Source organism: Micromonospora eburnea (genome assembly GCF_900090225.1).
Lineage (GTDB): Bacteria > Actinomycetota > Actinomycetes > Mycobacteriales > Micromonosporaceae > Micromonospora > Micromonospora eburnea.
This window is the reverse complement of the sequence record NZ_FMHY01000002.1, coordinates 2984757-3006047: the sequence shown is the minus strand read 5'-3', so window position 1 is coordinate 3006047 and position 21291 is coordinate 2984757. Positions and strand designations below refer to the sequence as shown.

Annotated in this window: 2 protein-coding genes (1 of these 2 cut by a window edge); both read left to right on the top strand. The window is 72.5% G+C overall.

The annotated features are described in order from the left end of the window. Nucleotides 1-3590: the end of a type I polyketide synthase gene (locus GA0070604_RS13800; RefSeq protein WP_208602043.1), read on the top strand. The gene continues 10279 nt to the left of window position 1, outside the view; only the last 3590 of its 13869 coding nucleotides appear in the window; its start codon lies beyond the left edge, outside the window; the stop codon is at nt 3588-3590. Further along, the gene (locus GA0070604_RS13795; RefSeq protein ID WP_091118315.1) at nt 3580-21291 is read left to right on the top strand and encodes a type I polyketide synthase; all 17712 of its coding nucleotides are present in this window, start codon (nt 3580-3582) and stop codon (nt 21289-21291) included. The genes GA0070604_RS13800 and GA0070604_RS13795 overlap by 11 nt, the downstream gene beginning before the upstream one ends.

Here is a 21291-nt window from a genome sequence, read left to right as displayed (position 1 = left end):
TCGGCCATTCCCAGGGCGAGATCACCGCCGCCCACGCCACCGGGATCCTCGCCCTCGACCAGGCCGCACGGCTCATCGCCCACCGCGGACAGGCGCTGACCACCATCGAAGGCACCGGCGGCATGCTCGCCGTCACCGGCCCCACCCCCGACGAACTACCCGACCTGCTGACCCGACTGGTGCCCGAACACGCCGCGAGCCTGCACCTCGCCGCCCACAACGCGCCCACCAGCAGCGTCCTCTCCGGCACCCCCCACGCCATCCAAGCCGCCCACCAAGCCCTCACCAGCCACGGCCTGACCGCCAAAATCATCCCGGTCAGCTACGCCAGCCACTGCCCCCACATCGACCCACTACAAGCCGAACTGACCAAGGCCACCGTCAGCCCCCAGAGCAGCGACACCACGTTCTACAGCAGCACCCGCCAACAAGCCGTCCCCGGCACCGAACTGACCATCGACTACTGGTGGGACAACCTGCGCCACCCCGTCCACTTCCACCCCACCCTCCAACACCTGACCACCGACGGACACCACACCCTCATCGAGATCAGCCCACACCCCCTCCTCGCCCCCACCATCGACAACGACACCACCGTCTGCCACACCCTCCGCCGCGACACCGACCCCTGGCACACCCTCCTCACCAACACCGCCCACCTCCACACCCACACCAACCACCCCATCACCTGGGCCCACCTACTCCCAACAACCCAGACCCACACCACCCCACCCACGTACCCCTTCGAACGACGGCACTACTGGCTCAACGCGAACCCGGCCACCGACACCCAGCACCTCGGGCTCCGGCCCAGCGCACACCCGGTCCTGCCGGCGGCCCTCGAACTGGCCGGTACGCCGGACGTCGTGCTGACCGGCCGGCTGGGCGCCGGTGAGCAGACCTGGCTCGCCGAGTATCGACTGCGGGGCGCGATGCTGCTGCCGCCGACCGCCACACTCGATCTGGCGCTGCACGCGGCGGTCCAGGTGGGCTGCGACCAGGTCGACGAGCTGACCGTACGGGAACCGGTGGTGCTGCCGCAGCAGGGACACCTACGGGTTCAGGTGACCGTGACAGCCGCCGACGGCTCCGGCCGGCGGCCGATCACGGTCCACGTGGGGGCCGTAGGCGACAGCGCCGACGCAGAGGTGGTCTGGAGCCGACACGCCACCGGCCTCCTCTCCTCGTCGGACGCGCCGGCCCACGATCCGGAGGCCACCTGGCCACCGTCGGGGTGGGCCGCTGTCGACCTGGCCGCGTCGCGGGAACGGGCGGCGGCGGACGGTTGGGAACTGGGCATCGACAGCCTGGTCGCCGGCTGGCAGCGCGACGGGGAGTTCGCCGCGGAGGTACGCGTCGACGGCGTGAACGGCCACGTCCTGCACCCCGCGCTGTTGGACGCCGCGATGCGGCTCGCCACGCCGGACGGCGCGGCCGGCGAGGGTGCGGTGGCGTTGCCGATGACCTGGTCGGGCGTACGGCTGCACGCGGCGGGAGCGACCGACCTTCGGATCCGGCTGCGGTCGGACGGTACGTACGGGTGCGCGCTGGTGGCGGTGGACGGGACCGGGTCGCCGGTGCTGTCGGTGGCGAAGGTGGAGTTCCGGCCGGTGCCGGTGGACGACCTGCCTGGGCAGGCCACCGCGCGGGGACAGGTGTGGCGGCTGGACTGGGTGCCGGTCACGCCGCCCACCGGTCCGGCCGCCATGCAGGGGTGGGTGACCATCGGCGGCCCGGTGCCCGGGTGGGACCTGCCCTGCTATCCGAACCTGGACGCCCTTCAGCAGGCCGTCACCGGCGGGGAAGTCGCAGCCCCCGCGCAGGTCGTCGTCCCGCTGGCCGACCACACCGCCGAGGACGACGCCGATGTGCCGGCGGCCGTGCACCAGGCCACCGAACAACTCCTGCACACCCTGCAGGCCTTCCTCACCCAGTCGGCCTTCACCGGCGCCCGGATGACCGTCCTCACCACCGGCGCGATCAGCGTCGACGCCCAGGACGAGCTGACCAACCTGCCGGCCGCCACCTGTTGGGGTCTGGTCCGTACCGCGCAGACCGAACACCCGGACCGCATCGCCCTCGTCGACACCGACCGCACCCCGCGAAGCCTCAGCACACTCGCGGCCGCCCTCGCTGGCGGTCACCCGCAGCTGGCCCTCCGGGCCGGTGTGCCGCACGCCGCCCGCCTCGCCCCCGACACCGGTCCATCCTCCGCCGCGTCACCGCGCAGCCACCCCGGCCCGGCCCCCGCACCAGCAGCGCGACCGTTCGACCCGGAGCGTACGACGCTCATCACCGGCGGCACCGGCACCCTCGCCCGGCACACCGCCATCCACCTCATCGCCCACCACGGCGCCCGCCACCTGCACCTCATCAGCCGACAGGGCCCCCACCACCCCGACGCAGCCCACCTCATCCACCACCTCACCAGCCACGGCGCCACCATCACCATCACCACCTGTGACACCACCGACCGGCAACACCTAGCCGAGGTCATCAACCACATCGACCACAGCGATCACCCACTCGGCGCGGTCATCCACACCGCCGGCACCCTCCACGACGCCACCCTCACCAACCTCACCCCCCACCAGCTCCACACCACCCTCGACCCCAAAGTCGACGCCACCTGGCACCTGCACACCCTCACCCACCACCACTGCCTCACCCACTTCCTCCTCTACTCCTCCATCGCCGCCACCCTCGGCACCCCCGGCCAAGCCAACTACGCCGCCGCCAACACCTTCCAAAACGCCCTCGCCCAACACCGCCACCAGAACAACCAACCCGCCACCAGCCTCAACTGGGGCTACTGGACCGACACCAGCACCCTCACCGCCCACCTACACAACACCGACCTCCAACGCCTCCAAAACACCGGCATCACCCCACTGACCACCCCCCACGCCCTCACCCTCCTCAACACCGCCCTCACCACCACCAACCCCACCCCCATCACCGCCCACCTCAACCCCACCAACCTCCCCACCCACCTCACCCAACCCACCAACACGACCGGGGCCGCCACCACCCAGTGGGTCCCCCTGCTGCGGGACCAGGACGGCACCGAGCAGCAGCGCACGCTGACGGAGCTGATCCGCGCCCAGTTGGCGAAGGCGCTCGGGCACGCCGACGCCTCGCGGATCGGGGAGAACCGCGGCTTCCTCGAACTGGGTCTCAACTCGCTGACCGCGTTGGAGTTCCGCAACCAGCTCAGCCGGCTCACCGGTCTGCCCCTGCCCGCCACCGTCGTCTTCGACCACCCGACCCCGGTCGCGCTGGCCGCGTACCTGCGGGACCAGCTGGCACCGCGGCAGCCCGACCCGGCAGAGCTGGCACTGGCCGAACTGGACCGGCTGGAGACAGCGGTACGGGCCTTGAACGGCGACACCTCAACCGGGCGGGACGCGCTGGTCGCCCGCCTCCGAGGACTCCTGCACCAGCTCACCGGCGTGGAGCCGGGGCCGGCGCTCGCCGGCGACATCCTCTCGGCCACGCCGGAGGAGCTCTTCCACCTGCTCGACCAGGACCTGGACGTTGAACTCACGCAGCTCGATCTCACCGGTGAGGTGGCCACGGATGGCGAATGAGGAGAAGCTGGTCGCGTACCTCAAGCGGGCCACCGCGGATCTGTACCAGACCCGCCAGCGCCTGCAGGAGGTCGAGGAACGCGCGCGGGAGCCAATCGCGATCATCGGGATGGCCTGCCGCTATCCGGGCGGGGTCACCTCCCCGGAGGAGCTGTGGCAGCTACTGGCCTCCGGCACCGACGCGGTTGGCGAGTTCCCGACCGACCGCGGTTGGGACCTGGCCACCCTCTACGACCCGGATCCGGACAGCCCGGGCACCACGTACACGCGGGAGGGCGGTTTCCTCTACGACGCGGGTGACTTCGATCCCGGTTTCTTCGCGATCAGCCCGAGGGAGGCGCTGGCCACCGATCCGCAGCAGCGGCTGCTGCTGGAGACCGCGTGGGAGACCATCGAGCGGGCCGGCATCGACCCGACCACGCTGCGCGGCAGCACCACCGGCGTCTTCACCGGGGTGGTCGCCCAGGATTACGGGCCCCGGCTGCACGAGCGGCACCAGGCGCCGGAGGGGATCGAGGGCTACCTGCTCACCGGCAACACGTCCAGTGTGGTGTCCGGGCGGGTGGCGTACGTGCTGGGCCTGGAGGGGCCGGCGGTCACGGTGGACACCGCCTGCTCGTCCTCGCTGGTCGCGCTGCACCTGGCCAGCCAGGCCATCCGTAACGGGGAGTGTGACCTGGCCCTCGCGGGCGGTGTGGCGGTGATGACCACACCGGACAACTTCGTCGAGTTCGCCCGGCAGCGGGGGCTGGCCGCCGACGGACGGTGCAAGCCGTTCGCGGCGGGGGCCGACGGCACCGGATGGGGCGAGGGCGTCGGTCTGGTGCTGGTGGAACGGCTGTCCCGGGCGCGCCGGCTCGGGCACCCGATCCTGGCGGTCATCCGCGGCTCGGCGTTGAACCAGGACGGTACGAGCAGCCAGCTCTCCGCGCCGAACGGACCGGCGCAGGAACGCGTCATCCGCCAGGCCCTGGCCAACGCGAGGTTGACCCCCGCCGACGTCGACGCCGTCGAGGCACACGGCACCGGCACCACCCTCGGCGACCCCATCGAAGCCCAGGCACTCCTCGCCACCTACGGACAACACCGCCGCGACGACCAGCCACTCTGGCTCGGGTCGATCAAGTCCAACATCGGCCACACCCAGGCCGCCGCCGGCATCGCCGGCGTGATCAAAATGGTCCAGGCGATGCGGAACGGCCTGCTGCCCCGCTCGCTGCACATCGACGCCCCCACCCCGCACGTCAACTGGGACAGCGGTCGGGTGCGGCTGCTCGACCGGGCGGTGGACTGGACGCCGGGCGGGCAGCCGCGCCGGGCCGGGGTGTCGTCGTTCGGCATCAGCGGCACCAACGCGCACGTGATCCTTGAGGAGGCCCCTGCGGCGGAGACCGCGGACGCGCCGGCCCCCGCCAGCCCGTGGGACGGGTGGGCGTCGTGGCTGCTGTCGGCCAGGAGCGGGGACGCGCTCCGCGACCACGCCGCCCGCCTGGCGGCTTGGCTTGCCGGGCATCCGGACGTCGCGCCGGCCACGGTCGCGGAGGCACTGGCGCGGCGTACCCGGTTCGCGCACCGGGCGGTGGTGACCGCCGCCAGCCGCGAGGACTTCACCGCCGCGCTGACCGCACTGGCCAACGGCGAGCCGCACCCCCACCTGAGCACGAGCACGGTGGACCAGCCCGGCAGGGTGGCGTTCTGCTTCACGGGTCAGGGCAGCCAGTACCCGGGCATGGGCGCCGACCTGTACGCCACCAACCCGGTCTACCGCGACACGTTCGACCAGGCCTGCGACGCCCTGAACCCACACCTGGAACACCGCCTCCAAGACGTCGTGTTCGCCGAACCCGGCACCGACCTCGCCGCCCTGCTGGACACCACCGCCTACACCCAACCCGCCCTGTTCGCCCTCCACATCGCCCTGCACCAGGTCGCCACCACCCAACTCGGCCTCAACGCCGACTACCTCACCGGACACTCCCTCGGCGAAATCACCGCCGCCCACCTCGCCGGAGTCCTCACCCTCACCGACGCCGCCCTACTCGTCACCACCCGCGCCCGCCTGATGAACAGCATCACCACCCCCGGCGCGATGATCGCCCTCCAAGCCACCCGCAACGAAGCCGAACAACTCATCAACGGCCACGACCGCGTCACCATCGCCGCCATCAACACTCCACACAACATCGTCATCAGCGGCGACCACCACACCTGCCACCAACTCGCCACCCGATGGCGCGAACAAGGACGCAAGGCCACCACCCTCAAAGTCAGCCACGCCTTCCACTCACCCCACATGGCCGCCATCGCCGACGAGTTCCGCACCACCGCCGCGAGCCTCACCTACACCCCACCCACCCTCCCAGTGATCAGCAACGTCACCGGACAACCCGCCACCACCGAACAACTCACCAACCCCGACTACTGGGTGGAACACCTCCTCGCCCCCGTCCACTACGCCAACGGCATCACCACACTCCACGACCAACACGGCGTACACACCTTCCTCGAACTCGGACCCGACGCCACCCTCACCGCGCTACACCAGCAGACGCTGAGCGACGTCGTCGCCGTTCCCACCCTGCACCGGAAGCGGCCCCACCAGTACACCCTGCTCGCGGCCGCCGCCAGCGTCGGCGGCCGGCCCGCCGATGCCGGCGCTCACCTGGACCTGCCCACCTACCCGTTCCAGCACACCCGGCACTGGCTGGTGACCGGGGCCACCGCCCGACCGACCGACCTCGGGCTGCGGCCGAGCACCCATCCGCTGCTCGGCGGGCGGCTCGACCTGGCCAGCGATGCCCGTACGCTCCTCACCGGGCGGCTGTCGTCGGCCACCCATCCGTGGCTGGTGGACCACACCATCGCCGACCGGTGCCTGCTGCCGGCCACGGCCCTGGTCGACATGGCGCTGCACGCCGGGCTGGCCGGCGGGCATCCGTACCTGGACGAATTGACCCTGCACAGCCCGCTGGCGTTGCCGGCGGACGGCGCCGTGGAGGTGCAGGTCGTCCTCGCCGAGCCGACGGACGGGCAGCGGGTGGTGGAGGTGCACTCCCGCCCGGCCGGGGAGACCGACGCGGCCTGGACGATGAACGCCTCGGGCCGGCTGACCACCATCGCGGCCGGGGTGGCGGAGTGGCCGACCGCATGGCCGCCGGACGGAGCCGAGCCGCTGGACGTGGCCGGCCTGTACGACGAGTTGGCGGAACTGGGCTACCGGTACGGGCCGGCGTTCCAGGGCCTGCGCCGGGCGTGGCACTCGGGTGACGACCTCTACGCGGAGGTGACGCTGCCGGAGGGCGTACGCGCCGACGTCGATCGGTTCGGCGTACACCCGGCGTTGCTGGACGCGGCGTTGCACGTCCTGGGGGTGTCCGACGACGTGCGGGACGGAGTCTGGCTGCCGTTCGTCTGGTCCGGAGTGCGCCTGCACGCCACCGGGGCGACGTCGCTGCGGGTACGCCTGTCCCGCACCGCCGCCGACCGCGCCGAGTTGGCCGTGCACGACCCGGCCGGACAGCCGGTGCTGACGGCCCGGTCGCTGGTGCTGCGGGAGATACCGCGCCAGGCCGGCGGGCCGGCCGCGCCACGGTTGGATCCGCAGTGGCTGCTGCACCTGGACTGGCCAGTCCTCGCCGGTGTCGAGGCGGCGGTCGAACAGCCTGGGGCGCTCGACTTCGCCGCGCTCGGTGCCGACGAGGCCGCCGCCGACCTGCTGCGTCGGATCCTCCCGGCGGCGCGGGTCGCCGACTCGGTGGAGACCGTACGTGCCATCGGTGCCGAGGCCGTGGTGGTGCCCTGCTGGGCCCCCGGCGGCGAGGACGAGGATGCCGGCCTGCTGGGAACGACACACGGGTTGACGGAGTCGCTGCTGCTGCGGTTGCAGGAGTGGCTGGCCGAGGAGGCGCTGGCCGACAGCCGGCTGGTGGTGCTGACCCGGGGTGCGGTGAGCACCGGCGTGGACGACCGGATCAGCGACCTGGCCGGCGCCGCCTGCTGGGGGCTGGTGCGCTCCAGCCAGACCGAGCACCCGGACCGGATCATCATCGTCGACCTCGACGCGACCGGTACGGACGACGTGTCGGAGCTGCTGACCCGGGCGGTGGGGTGTGGTGAGCCGCAACTCGCGATCCGCGACGGCCGCCTGCACGCCCCCCGCCTCCAACCCGCCCACCAGACAGCGGGCCTGCCCCTACCCGACAGCGACACCTGGCGGCTGGAAACCACCTCCGGTGGAAGCCTCGACAATCTCAGCCTCGTTCACTGCCCCGACTACGCCGCCCCGCTGCAACCCCACGAAGTCCGCGTCCGCCTACACGCCGGCGGCGTCAACTTCCGCGACGTCGTCGTCGCCCTCGGCATCGTCAACGACCCCCGCCCCATCGGCGGCGAAGGCGCCGGCACCATCACCGAAATCGGCAGCGCCGTCACCGACCTCCACACCGGCCAACAGGTGATGGGCCTGTTCAACGGCATCGGCGCGACCGCCGTCACCGACCACCGCCTCGTCACCCCGATCCCCGACGGCTGGACCCTCACCCAGGCCGCCACCGCACCCATCGCCTACCTCACCGCCTACTACGCCCTGCACGACCTCGCCCACCTCCAACCCGGCGAACGCGTCCTCATCCACGCCGCCACCGGCGGCGTCGGGCAGGCCGCCCTCCACGTCGCCCGCCACCTCGGCGCCCACATCCACACCACCGCCCACCCCACCAAATGGCCCACCCTCCACGCGTTGGGCATCACCCCCGAACACATCGCCAACAGCCGCACCCTCGACTTCGAAGAGCAATACCGCACCCCCGGCATCGACGTCGTCCTCAACAGCCTCACCGGCGAACACCTCGACGCCTCCGGCCGCCTCCTCACCTCAGGCGGACGCCTCATCGACATGGGTAAAACCGACATCCGTGACCCACTCGCCTGGGGCACCGAACATCCGAACACCACCTACCAAGCCTTCGACCTCATGGACCCGGGCGAAGACCACATCGCCGCCCTCTACCAACACCTCCAGCCCCTGTTCCACGACGGCACCCTGCCGCCACTGCCCACCCGCGCCTACGACATCCGCCACGCCCCCACCGCCTTCCGGTACCTCGCCAACGCCCGCCACACCGGCAAGATCGCCCTCACCCTCCCGGCCGCACCGGTCGACGCCCACGGCACCACCCTCGTCACCGGCGGAACCGGCACCCTCGCCCAACATGCCGCGGCTCACCTCGTCGCCCACCATGGAGCGCGCCACCTCCACCTGCTCAGCCGCCAGGGGGCTCACCACCCGGACACCGCCCGTCTCGTCCAGCAGCTCGCCGGGCTCGGCGCCACCATCACCGTCAGCCGCTGCGACATCACCGACCAGGCGCGACTGGCCGAGGTCATCGACCACATCGACCGCACCGGGCACCCCCTCACCGGCGTCGTCCACACCGCCGGCACCCTCAACGACACCACCCTCACCAACCTCGCCCCGGACAACCTCCACGCCACCCTCGGTCCCAAGGTCGACGCGGCGTGGCACCTCCACGAGGCCACCAGAAACCGCCCCCTCACCCACTTCGTCCTCTTCTCGGCGTTCGCCGGGACCCTCGGCACCGGTGGCCAGGCCGGGTACGCGGCGGCGAACACCTTCCTGGACGCGCTGGCGGAGTACCGGCGTGCCGACGGGCTGCCGGCGGCCGCCCTGGCCTGGGGTTACTGGAACGACACCAGCGCGATGACCGCGCACCTGACCGAGGTGGACCGGGCGCGGATGGCGCGAACCGGCAGCCTCGGACTCGACACGAACGAGGGTCTGGCCCTTCTCGACGCGGCTCTCACCCACACCCACCCCACCCTCGCCCCCGTCAAGCTCCACCGCCCCACCCTCCGCAACCAACCGCACATCCCCGCCATCCTCACCGCCCTCGCCGGCGCGCCCAGCCGGCGGGCGGTCGCCGGGGACGGGGACGACGCCGGGGGCGCCCTGATGGACCGCCTGGCCGGTCTCGGGGCGGACGAGCGGCGGGCCGCGCTGGAGGATCTGCTGCGTACGACGGTGGCGGTCGTACTCGGCCACGCGACGGCCGAATCCATCCAGCTCGGGCGGGCCTTCCGCGACCTGGGGTTCGACTCGTTGACCTCGGTCGAGCTGCGCAACCGGCTGAGCACGGTCACCGATCTGCAACTGCCGGCCACCCTCGTCTTCGATCACCCCACCCCGGCGGCCGTCGTCGAGTACCTCGCCGGCCGGTTGCCGGGCCGGGCCGGGCAGCCGGCGGCAGTGGCGCGGGTGGTGCGGACAGCGGCCGCCGACGAGCCGATCGCGATCGTGGGGATGGCGTGCCGCTACCCGGGCGGGGCCGGCAACCCGGAGGAGTTGTGGGAGCTGCTGGCCTCGGGCCGGGACGCGATCGGGGAGTTTCCGACCGACCGTGGTTGGCGGTTGGAGCGGCTCTACGATCCGCGCCCGGAGCACGCCGGCACCACGTACGCCCGGGAGGCCGGTTTCATCGCCGGGGCCACCGACTTCGACGCCGCCTTCTTCGGGATCAGCCCGCGTGAGGCGACGGCGATGGACCCGCAGCAGCGGCTGCTGCTGGAGACCGCCTGGGAGAGCATCGAGCGGGCCGGCATCGACCCGACCAGCCTGCGCGGCAGCGCCACCGGTGTCTTCACCGGCCTGGCCTTCGACGAGTACGGACCCCGGATGCACGAGGCGCCGGAGGCGTACGAGGGGTTCATGCTGACCGGGAACACGACGAGCGTGGCGTCCGGGCGGGTGGCGTACCTGCTGGGGCTGGAGGGACCGGCGGTCACCGTGGACACCGCCTGCTCGTCGTCCCTGGTCGCCATGCACCTGGCCGCGCAGGCGATCCGCAACGGCGAGTGCGACATGGCGCTCGCCGGTGGCGTCACCGTCATGGCCACCCCCGGCATGCTCATCGAGTTCAGCCGGCAGCGGGGACTGGCACCGGACGGCCGGTGCAAGCCGTTCGCCGCCGCCGCCGACGGCACCGGCTGGGGCGAGGGTGTGGGCCTACTGCTGCTGGAGCGGCAGTCGGTGGCGCAGGAGCGCGGCCACCAGATCCTCGCCGTCATCCGCGGCTCCGCCGTCAACCAGGACGGCGCCAGCAACGGCCTGACCGCACCGAACGGACCATCCCAGGAACGCGTCATCCGCCAGGCCCTGGCCAACGCGAGGCTGACGCCGGCCGACGTCGACGCCGTCGAGGCCCACGGCACCGGCACCACCCTCGGCGACCCCATCGAAGCCCAGGCACTCCTCGCCACCTACGGCCAACACCGCCGCGACGACCAGCCACTCTGGCTCGGCTCGATCAAATCCAACATCGGCCACACCCAGGCCGCCGCCGGTGTGGCCGGGGTGATCAAAATGGTCCTGTCGATGCGACACGGCCTGCTGCCCCGTTCCCTGCACATCGATGCGCCGAGCCCCCACGTCGACTGGACCAGCGGAAACGTCCGCCTCCTCGACGAGCCCGTCGAGTGGCGGCGGAACGGGCACCCACGGCGCGGGGCGGTGTCCTCGTTCGGCGTCAGCGGCACCAACGCCCACGTGATCATCGAGGAGGCGCCCGCCACGACGCCAGCCGTCACACCGAGCGTCGACCCGTGGGACGGGTGGGTGTCGTGGGTGTTGTCGGCGAAGACCGAGCCGGCGCTACGCGCGTACGCCGGGCGGCTGGGCGGGTGGCTGGCCGAACACGAGGAGGATGTCACCCCGGCCGAGGTCGGGGACGCGCTCGCCCGGCGGTCCCGCTTCCCGCACCGCGCCGTGCTGGTGGCCCGCACCGGTGACGAGTTCGCCGCCGCGCTGGCCGCGCTCTCCGAGGGGCGACCGCATCCCGTCGTCGTCACCGGCAGCACCGGCGACCCCGGCCGGACCGCCTTCTGTTTCACGGGTCAGGGCAGCCAGTACCCGGGCATGGGCGCCGACCTGTACGCCACCAACCCGGTCTACCGCGACACGTTCGACCAGGCCTGCGACGCCCTGAACCCACACCTGGAACACCGCCTCCAAGACGTCGTGTTCGCCGAACCCGGCACCGACCTCGCCGCCCTGCTGGACACCACCGCCTACACCCAACCCGCCCTGTTCGCCCTCCACATCGCCCTGCACCAGGTCGCCACCACCCAACTCGGCCTCAACGCCGACTACCTCACCGGACACTCCCTCGGCGAAATCACCGCCGCCCACCTCGCCGGAGTCCTCACCCTCACCGACGCCGCCCTACTCGTCACCACCCGCGCCCGCCTGATGAACAGCATCACCACCCCCGGCGCGATGATCGCCCTCCAAGCCACCCGCAACGAAGCCGAACAACTCATCAACGGCCACGACGACGTCACCATCGCCGCCATCAACACCCCACACAACATCGTCATCAGCGGCGACCACCACACCTGCCACCAACTCGCCACCCAATGGCGCGAACAAGGACGCAAGGCCACCACCCTCAAAGTCAGCCACGCCTTCCACTCACCCCACATGGCCGCCATCGCCGACGAGTTCCGCACCACCGCCGCAAGCCTCACCTACACCCCACCCACCCTCCCAGTGATCAGCAACGTCACCGGACAACCCGCCACCACCGAACAACTCACCAACCCCGACTACTGGGTGGAACACCTCCTCGCCCCCGTCCACTACGCCGACGGCATCACCACACTCCACGACCAACACGGCGTACACACCTTCCTCGAACTCGGACCCGACGCCACCCTCACCGCGCTACACCAGCAGACGCTGAGCGACGTCGTCGCGGTCTCCGCCCTACACAAGGATCGGCCCGGCCCGCGTGCGCTGCTCGCGGCCGCCGCGGCGCTCGACGCCCGCCCGGCCGGCGGTCACCCCCAGCTGGACCTGCCCACCTACCCGTTCCAGTCCACCCGGCACTGGCTGTCCGGCACCCACCGGACCACCCCGGCCGACCTGGGACTGCACCCCACCCGGCACGCCGTGCTGACCACCCGACTCGACCTGGCCAGCGAGGGCGGCACGGTCCTCGCCGGACGGCTGGCCGCCGGCACCAGTTGGCTCGACGACCACCGGGTACTGGCGACCCGGCTGCTGCCGGCGAGCGCCTTCCTGGACCTGGCGCTACACGTCGGCGTCAGCACCGGGCACCCGTACCTCACGGAGCTGACCGTGCCCACGCCGCTGCCCGTACCCGACGGCCGGGCCGTACAGGTGCAGGTCACCGTGGCGGTGGCCGACGACGCGGGCCGGCGTACCGTGACCATCCACGCGCGGGACGCGGAGAGCGAGCCGGATGCGGCGTGGACCCGGCACGGCGGCGGGATTCTCGGCACCACCGCGCCGGCCGCGCCGCCGGCCGCGCCGCCGGCCGCGCCGGTCTGGCCGCCGGCTGGCGCCGAACCGGTCGACGTCACCGACGTGTACGCCCGGCTCGGCGCGGCGGGCCACCGACCCGGACCGACCCTGCGCTGCCTGCGCGAGGCCTGGCGACAGGACGGCGGGCTGGTCGTCGAGGTCGCCCTCGACGAGGAACAGCGGGCGGAGGCCACGCAGCACGCGCTGCACCCGGCGCTGCTGGAGGCGGCCCTGCATCCGCTGCTGGCCGACCTGGGGATCCGGCAGCCCGACGCGACGCCGACAGTCATCGGATGGTCCGAGGTGCGGCTGCTGGCCACCGGCGCCACCGCGCTAAGGGTGCTGCTGCGGCCGGCCGGGGACGGCCGGTTCACCCTCGCCGGCTACGACCCGGCCGGTCAGCCGGTACTCACCGCCGCGATCGACACCGGAAAACTGCCCGTCAACCGGCTGGCTGCCACCGGTCCGGCACCGGAGCTGTACGCCCTGGCCTGGGAGCAGTGGCCGGTGCCCGAGCCCGCTGGGGTGTCCGATGCCGCCGGCACCGTCTGGTCGTACCGGACGCCGGAGGCCGAACTGGCCGACCCGGTGAACGCCGCGGGCCGAGCGGTGGCGCTCCTCCAGTCGGCGGTCGGCGACCCGGCCGGGCCGCCCCTGGTGGTGCTGACCCGGCACGCCGTCGCGGCGCTGCCCGGCGAGGACCCGCGCGACCTGCCGGCGGCGGCGGTGTGGGGTGCCGCCGGCGCGGCGCAGGCCGCCGAGCCCGGCCGGATCGTCCTGGTCGACACCGACGGGCTCCCGGAGAGCGAGGCGGTCCAGGACCGGGCGGTGGCCGCCGCCGTCGCGGCCAGCGAACCCCGGCTCGCCCTGCGTACCGGCGCGGTGCTCGTGCCCCGGCTGGTCCGGACGGCCGTCGACGCCCCGGTCACCGCCGGCTTCGGCCCGGACAGCACGGTCCTGGTGACCGGCGACGCGCGGGCCGTCGCGGCGGCGCGGGACCTGGTCACCCGGCACGGGGTACGGCGCCTGCTGCTGGCCGGCACCGTCGACGCGGCACCGGCGGTCGGTGCCCTGACCGGGATCGGCGCCCAGGTCACCGTCACCGGTGGCGACACCACCGACCCCGACGCCCTGACCGACCTGCTCGCCACCGTCGACCCGGCCCACCCGGTCACCGCCGTGCTGCACGCCGGGGGCGACCCGGCGACCGCGTGGGCGCTGCACGAGGCGACCCGCCAACTCGACCTGGCGGCGTTCGTCCTGCTCTCCGACGTGGCCGGCACGCTCGGCACCCCCGGCGAGAGCGCCCGTGGCGGCGACGCCGCGTTCCTCGACGCGCTGGCCCACCACCGGCGGGCGTACGGGCTGACCGCGGTCAGTGTGGCCGGCGGGGCGGCCGACGCGCCACGGCCCGACGGTGTCGTTCCGGCATCCGGGTCGGGCCCGCTCGACCTGGCCCTCGCCACCGGCGCGGCGGTACTGCTCGCCGGACGGGTCAGCGAGCCGGCCGGGCCGGTGCCCGCGCCGCTGCGCGGGTTGTTCCGCGCCCGGCTGCGGGACGCCGTTGACGACGCCGGCCCGCTGACGTACGCGGAGCGGCTGGCCGCCCGCCCGCCGGCCGAGCAGCGCAAGGCCCTGCACGACCTGGTGCTGGGGGCCGTGGCGACGGTGGCCGGCCTGGAGTCGGCGGACGCCGTCGACCCGGAGCAGGCGTTCAAGGACCTCGGGTTCACCTCCCTCACGGCCGTGGAGCTGCGCAACCGGCTCGGCGCGGCCACCGGCCTGACGCTGCCGGCCACGCTGGTGTTCGACCGTCCCACCCCGACAGCGGTGGTCGATCATCTGCGGGAGCTGGTCTCCGGGGTTCCGGCGGCCCGCGCCGCGGCGCCGGTACGGGTGGCCGCCGTCGACGAACCGGTAGCGATCATCGGCATGGCCTGCCGCTACCCGGGCGGCATCGGTTCACCGGAGCAGCTGTGGCAGCTGGTGATCTCCGAGGGCGACGCGATCAGCGAGTTCCCGGACGGACGGGGCTGGGACATCGAGGCCATCTACCACCCGGAACCCGGCACGCCGGGGACCACGTACACCCGGCACGGCGGGTTCCTCGCCGATGCCGCCGGCTTCGACGCGGCCTTCTTCGGCATCAACGCCCGGGAGGCTGCGGCGATGGACCCGCAGCAGCGGCTGCTGCTGGAGACCGCCTGGGAGGCGGTGGAGCGGGCGGGCATCGACCCGGCCGGCCTGCGCGGCACCGCGACGGGCGTCTTCACCGGGGTCATCGACAACGACTACGGGCCCCGGTTCGACGAGGTGCCCGAGGACTACGAGGGCTACCTGATGACCGGGGCGACGACCGCGCTGGCGTCGGGACGGATCGCGTACACGCTGGGGTTGGAGGGCCCGGCGATGACCGTGGACACGGCGTGTTCGTCGTCGCTGGTGGCGATGCATCTGGCGGCACAGGCGATCCGTAACGGCGAGTGCGACCTGGCGCTCGCGGGCGGGGTGACGGTGCTGGCCACGCCCGGAGGCTTCGTGGAGTTCAGTCGGCAGCGAGGGCTGTCGCCGGACGGCCGGTGCAAGCCGTTCGCGGCGGCGGCGGACGGTTTCGGGTTCTCCGAGGGCGTCGGTCTGGTGCTCCTCGAACGGCTCTCCGTGGCCCGGGAACGCGGCCACCGGATCCTCGCTGTGGTGCGCGGCTCGGCGGTCAACCAGGACGGCGCCAGCAACGGGCTGACCGCACCGAACGGACCGGCGCAGGAACGCGTCATCCGCCAGGCCCTGGCCAACGCGAGGTTGACGCCGGCCGACGTGGACGCCGTGGAGGCCCACGGCACCGGCACCACCCTCGGCGACCCCATCGAAGCCCAGGCACTCCTCGCCACCTACGGACAACAGCGGCGCGACGACCAGCCACTCTGGCTCGGGTCGATCAAGTCCAACATCGGCCACACCCAGGCCGCGGCGGGCGTCGCCGGTGTGATCAAGATGGTGGTGGCCATGCAGCAGGGCATGCTGCCCCGCTCGCTGCACATCGACGCCCCCACCCCGCACGTCGACTGGGACAGCGGCAGCGTACGGCTGCTCGACCGGGTGGTCGACTGGAAGCCGAACGGACACCTGCGGCGGGCGGCGGTGTCGGCCTTCGGCATGAGCGGCACCAACGCCCACCTGATCCTCGAGGAGTTCCCGACGGAGCCGGTCGCCGTGCCCGCCCTCGACGGGCCGGACGAGTTGACCGACCTGCCCGGTGGTGGGTGGGTGCCCTGGCTGCTGTCCGCGAAGACCGACACGTCGTTGCGGGAGTACGCCCGCCGGCTGCGGGACTGGGCCGCTGACACGGACGGCCTGGATCTGGTCGGCGTCGCCCACGCCCTCGTCGGGCGTAGCACGTTCCCGTGCCGGGCGGTCGTTCTCGGTCGCACCGTCGAGGAGATGCGCGAAGCCCTCACCGCTCTGGCCGACGGGGTCGAGCACGACAACCTGACCGTCGGTGAGGCCCGAGACGGCGGCAGAGTCGGGTTCATCTACCCCGGTCAGGGCAGTCAATGGCCCGCCATGGCCCACCAGCTCTACCGCACCTCGACCGTCTTCCGTGACAGCATCAACACCACCGATGCCACCCTGCGCCGGCACGTCGACTGGTCACTGCTCGACGTGATCCTGGAAAAACCCGACGCGGCCAGCCTGGACCGGGTCGATGTCGTCCAACCGGTCCTGTTCGCGGTCACCACCGCGCTCACCGCACTGTGGCGGCACCACGGCATCAACCCTGATGCCGTCATCGGCCATTCCCAGGGCGAGATCACCGCCGCCCACGCCACCGGGATCCTCGCCCTCGACCAGGCCGCACGGCTCATCACCCACCGCGGACAGGCGCTGACCACCATCGAAGGCACCGGCGGCATGCTCGCCGTCACCGGCCCCACCCCCGACGAACTACCCGACCTGCTGACCCGACTGGTGCCCGAACACGCCGCGAGCCTGCACCTCGCCGCCCACAACGCGCCCACCAGCAGCGTCCTCTCCGGCACCCCCCACGCCATCCAAGCCGCCCACCAAGCCCTCACCAGCCACGGCCTGACCGCCAAAATCATCCCGGTCAGCTACGCCAGCCACTGCCCCCACATCGACCCACTACAAGCCGAGCTGACCAAGGCCACCGTCAACCCCCAGAGCAGCGACACCACGTTCTACAGCAGCACCCGCCAACAGGCCGTCCCCGGCACCGAACTGACCATCGACTACTGGTGGGACAACCTACGCCAACCCGTCCACTTCCACCCCACCCTCCAAACCCTCACCACCGACGGACACCACACCCTCATCGAGATCAGCCCACACCCCCTCCTCGCCCCCACCATCGACAACGACACCACCGTCTGCCACACCCTCCGCCGCGACACCGACCCCTGGCACACCCTCCTCACCAACACCGCCCACCTCCACACCCACACCAACCACCCCATCACCTGGACCCACCTACTCCCGACAACCCAGACCCACACCACCCCACCCACGTACCCCTTCCACCACCAGCCGTACTGGCTCACCGGGCGGCGCAACCGGCGGCAGGACGGACCACAGCACCCGCTGCTCACCGGCCAACTGGCCACCCCCACCGGCCAGCGCCTCTTCACCGGCCAGCTCTCCACCCGCAGCCACCCGTGGCTCGTCGACCACGCCATCACGGCCGGCTGCCTGCTGCCGGCGACCGCGTACGTGGACCTCGCCCTGCACGCCGGCGCCGGCACCGGACACCGGCACCTCGACGAGCTGGCCCTGCACCAGCCGCTGTTCCTCACCGAACAGCCGACCGACGTGCAGGTCACCCTCGACCCGCCGGACGAGGAGGACCGCCGTCGCCTGACGGTCCACTCCCGTCCCTCGGGACGTACCGACGAGACGGCCTGGACGCACCACGCCACCGCGACGCTCACCGTCGAACCCAGCACCGCACCGCCCGCCGCCGGTACGGAGTGGCCGCCGGTCGGCGCCGACCCGCTGACCGTCGACGGGGTGTACGAGTGGTTGGCCGAGCTGGGCTACCGGTACGGGCCGGCGTTCCAGGGCCTGCGCCGGGCGTGGCGCGCCGGTGACGACCTCTACGCCGAGGTGGCGCTGCCGGAAACGGTGCGGGGCGACGTCGACGGGTACGGCATACACCCGGCGTTGCTGGACGCCGCGCTGCACGTACTGGCCCTCGCCGCCGATGGTGACGTGAGCCGGGTGCAGCTGCCGTTCGTCTGGTCCGGCGTACGGCTGCACGCCACCGGGGCGACCAGCGTCCGGGTGCACCTGGTGCGCCGGGGCGGGGACCAGGCCGCGCTGATCGTCTACGACCCGGCCGGCGAGCCGGTGCTGGACGCCCGGTCACTGGTGCTGCGCGAGGTACCGGTCGACGGCGCGGAGCGCGGCGACGTACGGGTGGACCCGCAGTGGCTGCTGCACGTGGACTGGCTGCCGATCGAGCCGGCGGAGCGCGTCGAGGTCGGCCCGGTGGCGGTGCTGAGCGACGACCCGGAGGCGGTCGACCGCTGGTCGGCGGCGTTCGGGACGGTGTCGGCGTACCCGACGATGGCGGCGCTCGGCGAGGCCGTCACGGCCGGCGGCCCGGCGGTGCGGACGGTCGTGCTGCCCTGGCCCGGCGTCGGTCCGGTGGTCGACGGGGCGGACGTGGACGTGCTGGCAGCCACCCACGGCTCGACCGAGTCGCTGCTGCGGGTGTTGCAGGAGTGGCTGGCCGAGGAGGCGCTGGCCGACAGCCGGCTGGTGGTGCTGACCCGGGGCGCGGTGAGCACCGGAGTGGACGACCGGATCAGCGACCTGGCGGCCGCCACCTGCTGGGGCATGCTCCGCACCGGCCTGGCGGAACACCCGGACCGGATCACCGTCATGGACCTGGACGAGAACGCGGAGAGCATCGCCGCCCTCGACGGGGCGGTGGGGTGTGGTGAGCCGCAACTCGCGATCCGCGACGGCCGCCTGCACGCCCCCCGTCTCCAACCCGCCCACCAGACAGCGGGCCTGCCCCTACCCGACAGCGACACCTGGCGGCTGGAAACCACCTCCGGCGGAAGCCTCGACAACCTCAGCCTCGTTCACTGCCCCGACTACGCCGCCCCGCTGCAACCCCACGAAGTCCGCGTCCGCCTACACGCCGGCGGCGTCAACTTCCGCGACGTCGTCGTCGCCCTCGGCATCGTCAACGACCCCCGCCCCATCGGCGGCGAAGGCGCCGGCACCATCACCGAAATCGGCAGCGCCGTCACCGGCCTGCACCTCGGCCAACAGGTGATGGGCCTGTTCAACGGCATCGGCGCGACTGCCGTCACCGACCACCGCCTCGTCACCCCGATCCCCGACGGCTGGACCCTCACCCAGGCCGCCACCGCACCCATCGCCTACCTCACCGCCTACTACGCCCTGCACGACCTCGCCCACCTCCAACCCGGCGAACGCGTCCTCATCCACGCCGCCACCGGCGGCGTCGGGCAGGCCGCCCTCCACGTCGCCCGCCACCTCGGCGCCCACATCCACACCACCGCCCACCCCACCAAATGGCCCACCCTCCACGCGTTGGGCATCACCCCCGAACACATCGCCAACAGCCGCACCCTCGACTTCGAAGAGCAATACCGCACCCCCGGCATCGACGTCGTCCTCAACAGCCTCACCGGCGAACACCTCGACGCCTCCGGCCGCCTCCTCACCCCAGGCGGACGCCTCATCGACATGGGTAAAACCGACATCCGTGACCCACTCGCCTGGGGCACCGAACATCCGAACACCATCTACCAAGCCTTCGACCTCATGGACCCCGGCGAAGACCACATCGCCGCCCTCTACGAACACCTCCAGCCCCTGTTCCACGACGGCACCCTGCCGCCACTGCCCACCCGCGCCTACGACATCCGCCACGCCCCCACCGCGTTCCGGTACCTCGCCAACGCCCGCCACACCGGCAAGATCGCCCTCACGCTGCCCTCGCCGACCGCCGCAGCGCGCCGCCGGTCCGGGTCGGCCGGGACTTCCGAAGGCACCACCCTCATCACCGGCGGAACCGGCACCCTCGCCCAGCACACCGCCACCCACCTCCTGACCCACCACGACGTCCGTCACCTCCACCTGCTCAGCCGCCAGGGCCCTCACCACCCCCACGCGGCCGCCCTCATCCATCAGCTCACCGGCCTCGGCGCCACCATCACCGTCAGCCGCTGCGACACCACCGACCGGAACCAACTCGCCGAGGTCATCGACCACATCGACCACACCGGGCACCCCCTCACCGGCGTCGTCCACACCGCCGGCACCCTCAACGACACCACCCTGGCCAACCTCACACCCGCCCAACTGCACGCCACCCTCGATCCCAAGATCGACACCGCGTGGCACCTCCACGAGGCCACCAGGAACCACCCCCTCACCCACTTCGTCCTCTTCTCGTCCAGCTCGGGGACCATCGACACCCCGGGCCAGGCGAACTACGCGGCGGCGAACGCGTTCCTCGACGCGATCGCCCAGCACCGGCGGGATCTCGGGTTGCCGGCCACCAGCACGGCGTGGGGCTACTGGACGCAGAAGACCGGCATGACCGGCCATCTGAGCGAGGTCGACCGCGCACGGATGGCCCGCGCCGGCAGCCTGGGCCTGGAAACCGAGGAAGGACTCGCGCTCCTCGACGCGGCCCTCACCCACACCCACCCCAACCTGGTGCCGGTCAAGCTGCACCTGCCCACCCTGCGCAACCAGACCCGACTCCCCGCCATCCTCACCGCGCTGGTGGGCGGCCCCGCCCGGCGCGCCGCCGAGGAGCAGGTGGTCGGCGGCCGGTCGCTCGCCGAACAGCTCGGCGCGCTGCCCGCCGGCGAGCGGCCCCGGCTGCTGCTGGACCTGGTACGCGGTCACGTGGCGGTGGTGCTGGGTCAGGGCTCACCAGCCTCGGTGCCGGAGGGCTCGCCGTTCAAGGACCTCGGCTTCGACTCGCTGACCTCGGTCGAACTGCGTAACCGGCTGCGTACCGCGACCGGGCTGCAACTGCCGGCCACGCTGGTCTTCGACCACCCCACCCCAACCGCGGTGGCGGAGTACCTGGCCGGGCAGCTCGCGCCGACGCAGCAGACGCCGCCGACCTCCGTACTGGCCGAACTGGACCGGGTGGAGGCGGCGCTGGCGGTGGTCGCGATGGACGAGACGGAGCGGGGCCGGGCGGAGGACCGGCTGCGGGACCTGTTGCGCCGGCTGGACGGCCTACGGCCGGCCGGCGCGGACCTCGACGACGTCGTCGACCTGGAGTCGGCGACCGACGAGGAGCTGTTCAGCGCACTGGACAAGGAACTCGGCGGTTCCCCGTCGTGA

Bases quoted from the DNA above. Each gene is read 5' to 3' on its own strand.
- GA0070604_RS13795 (WP_091118315.1), top strand. From the start codon at position 3,580: ATGGCGAATGAGGAGAAGCTGGTCGCGTACCTCAAGCGGGCCACCGCG.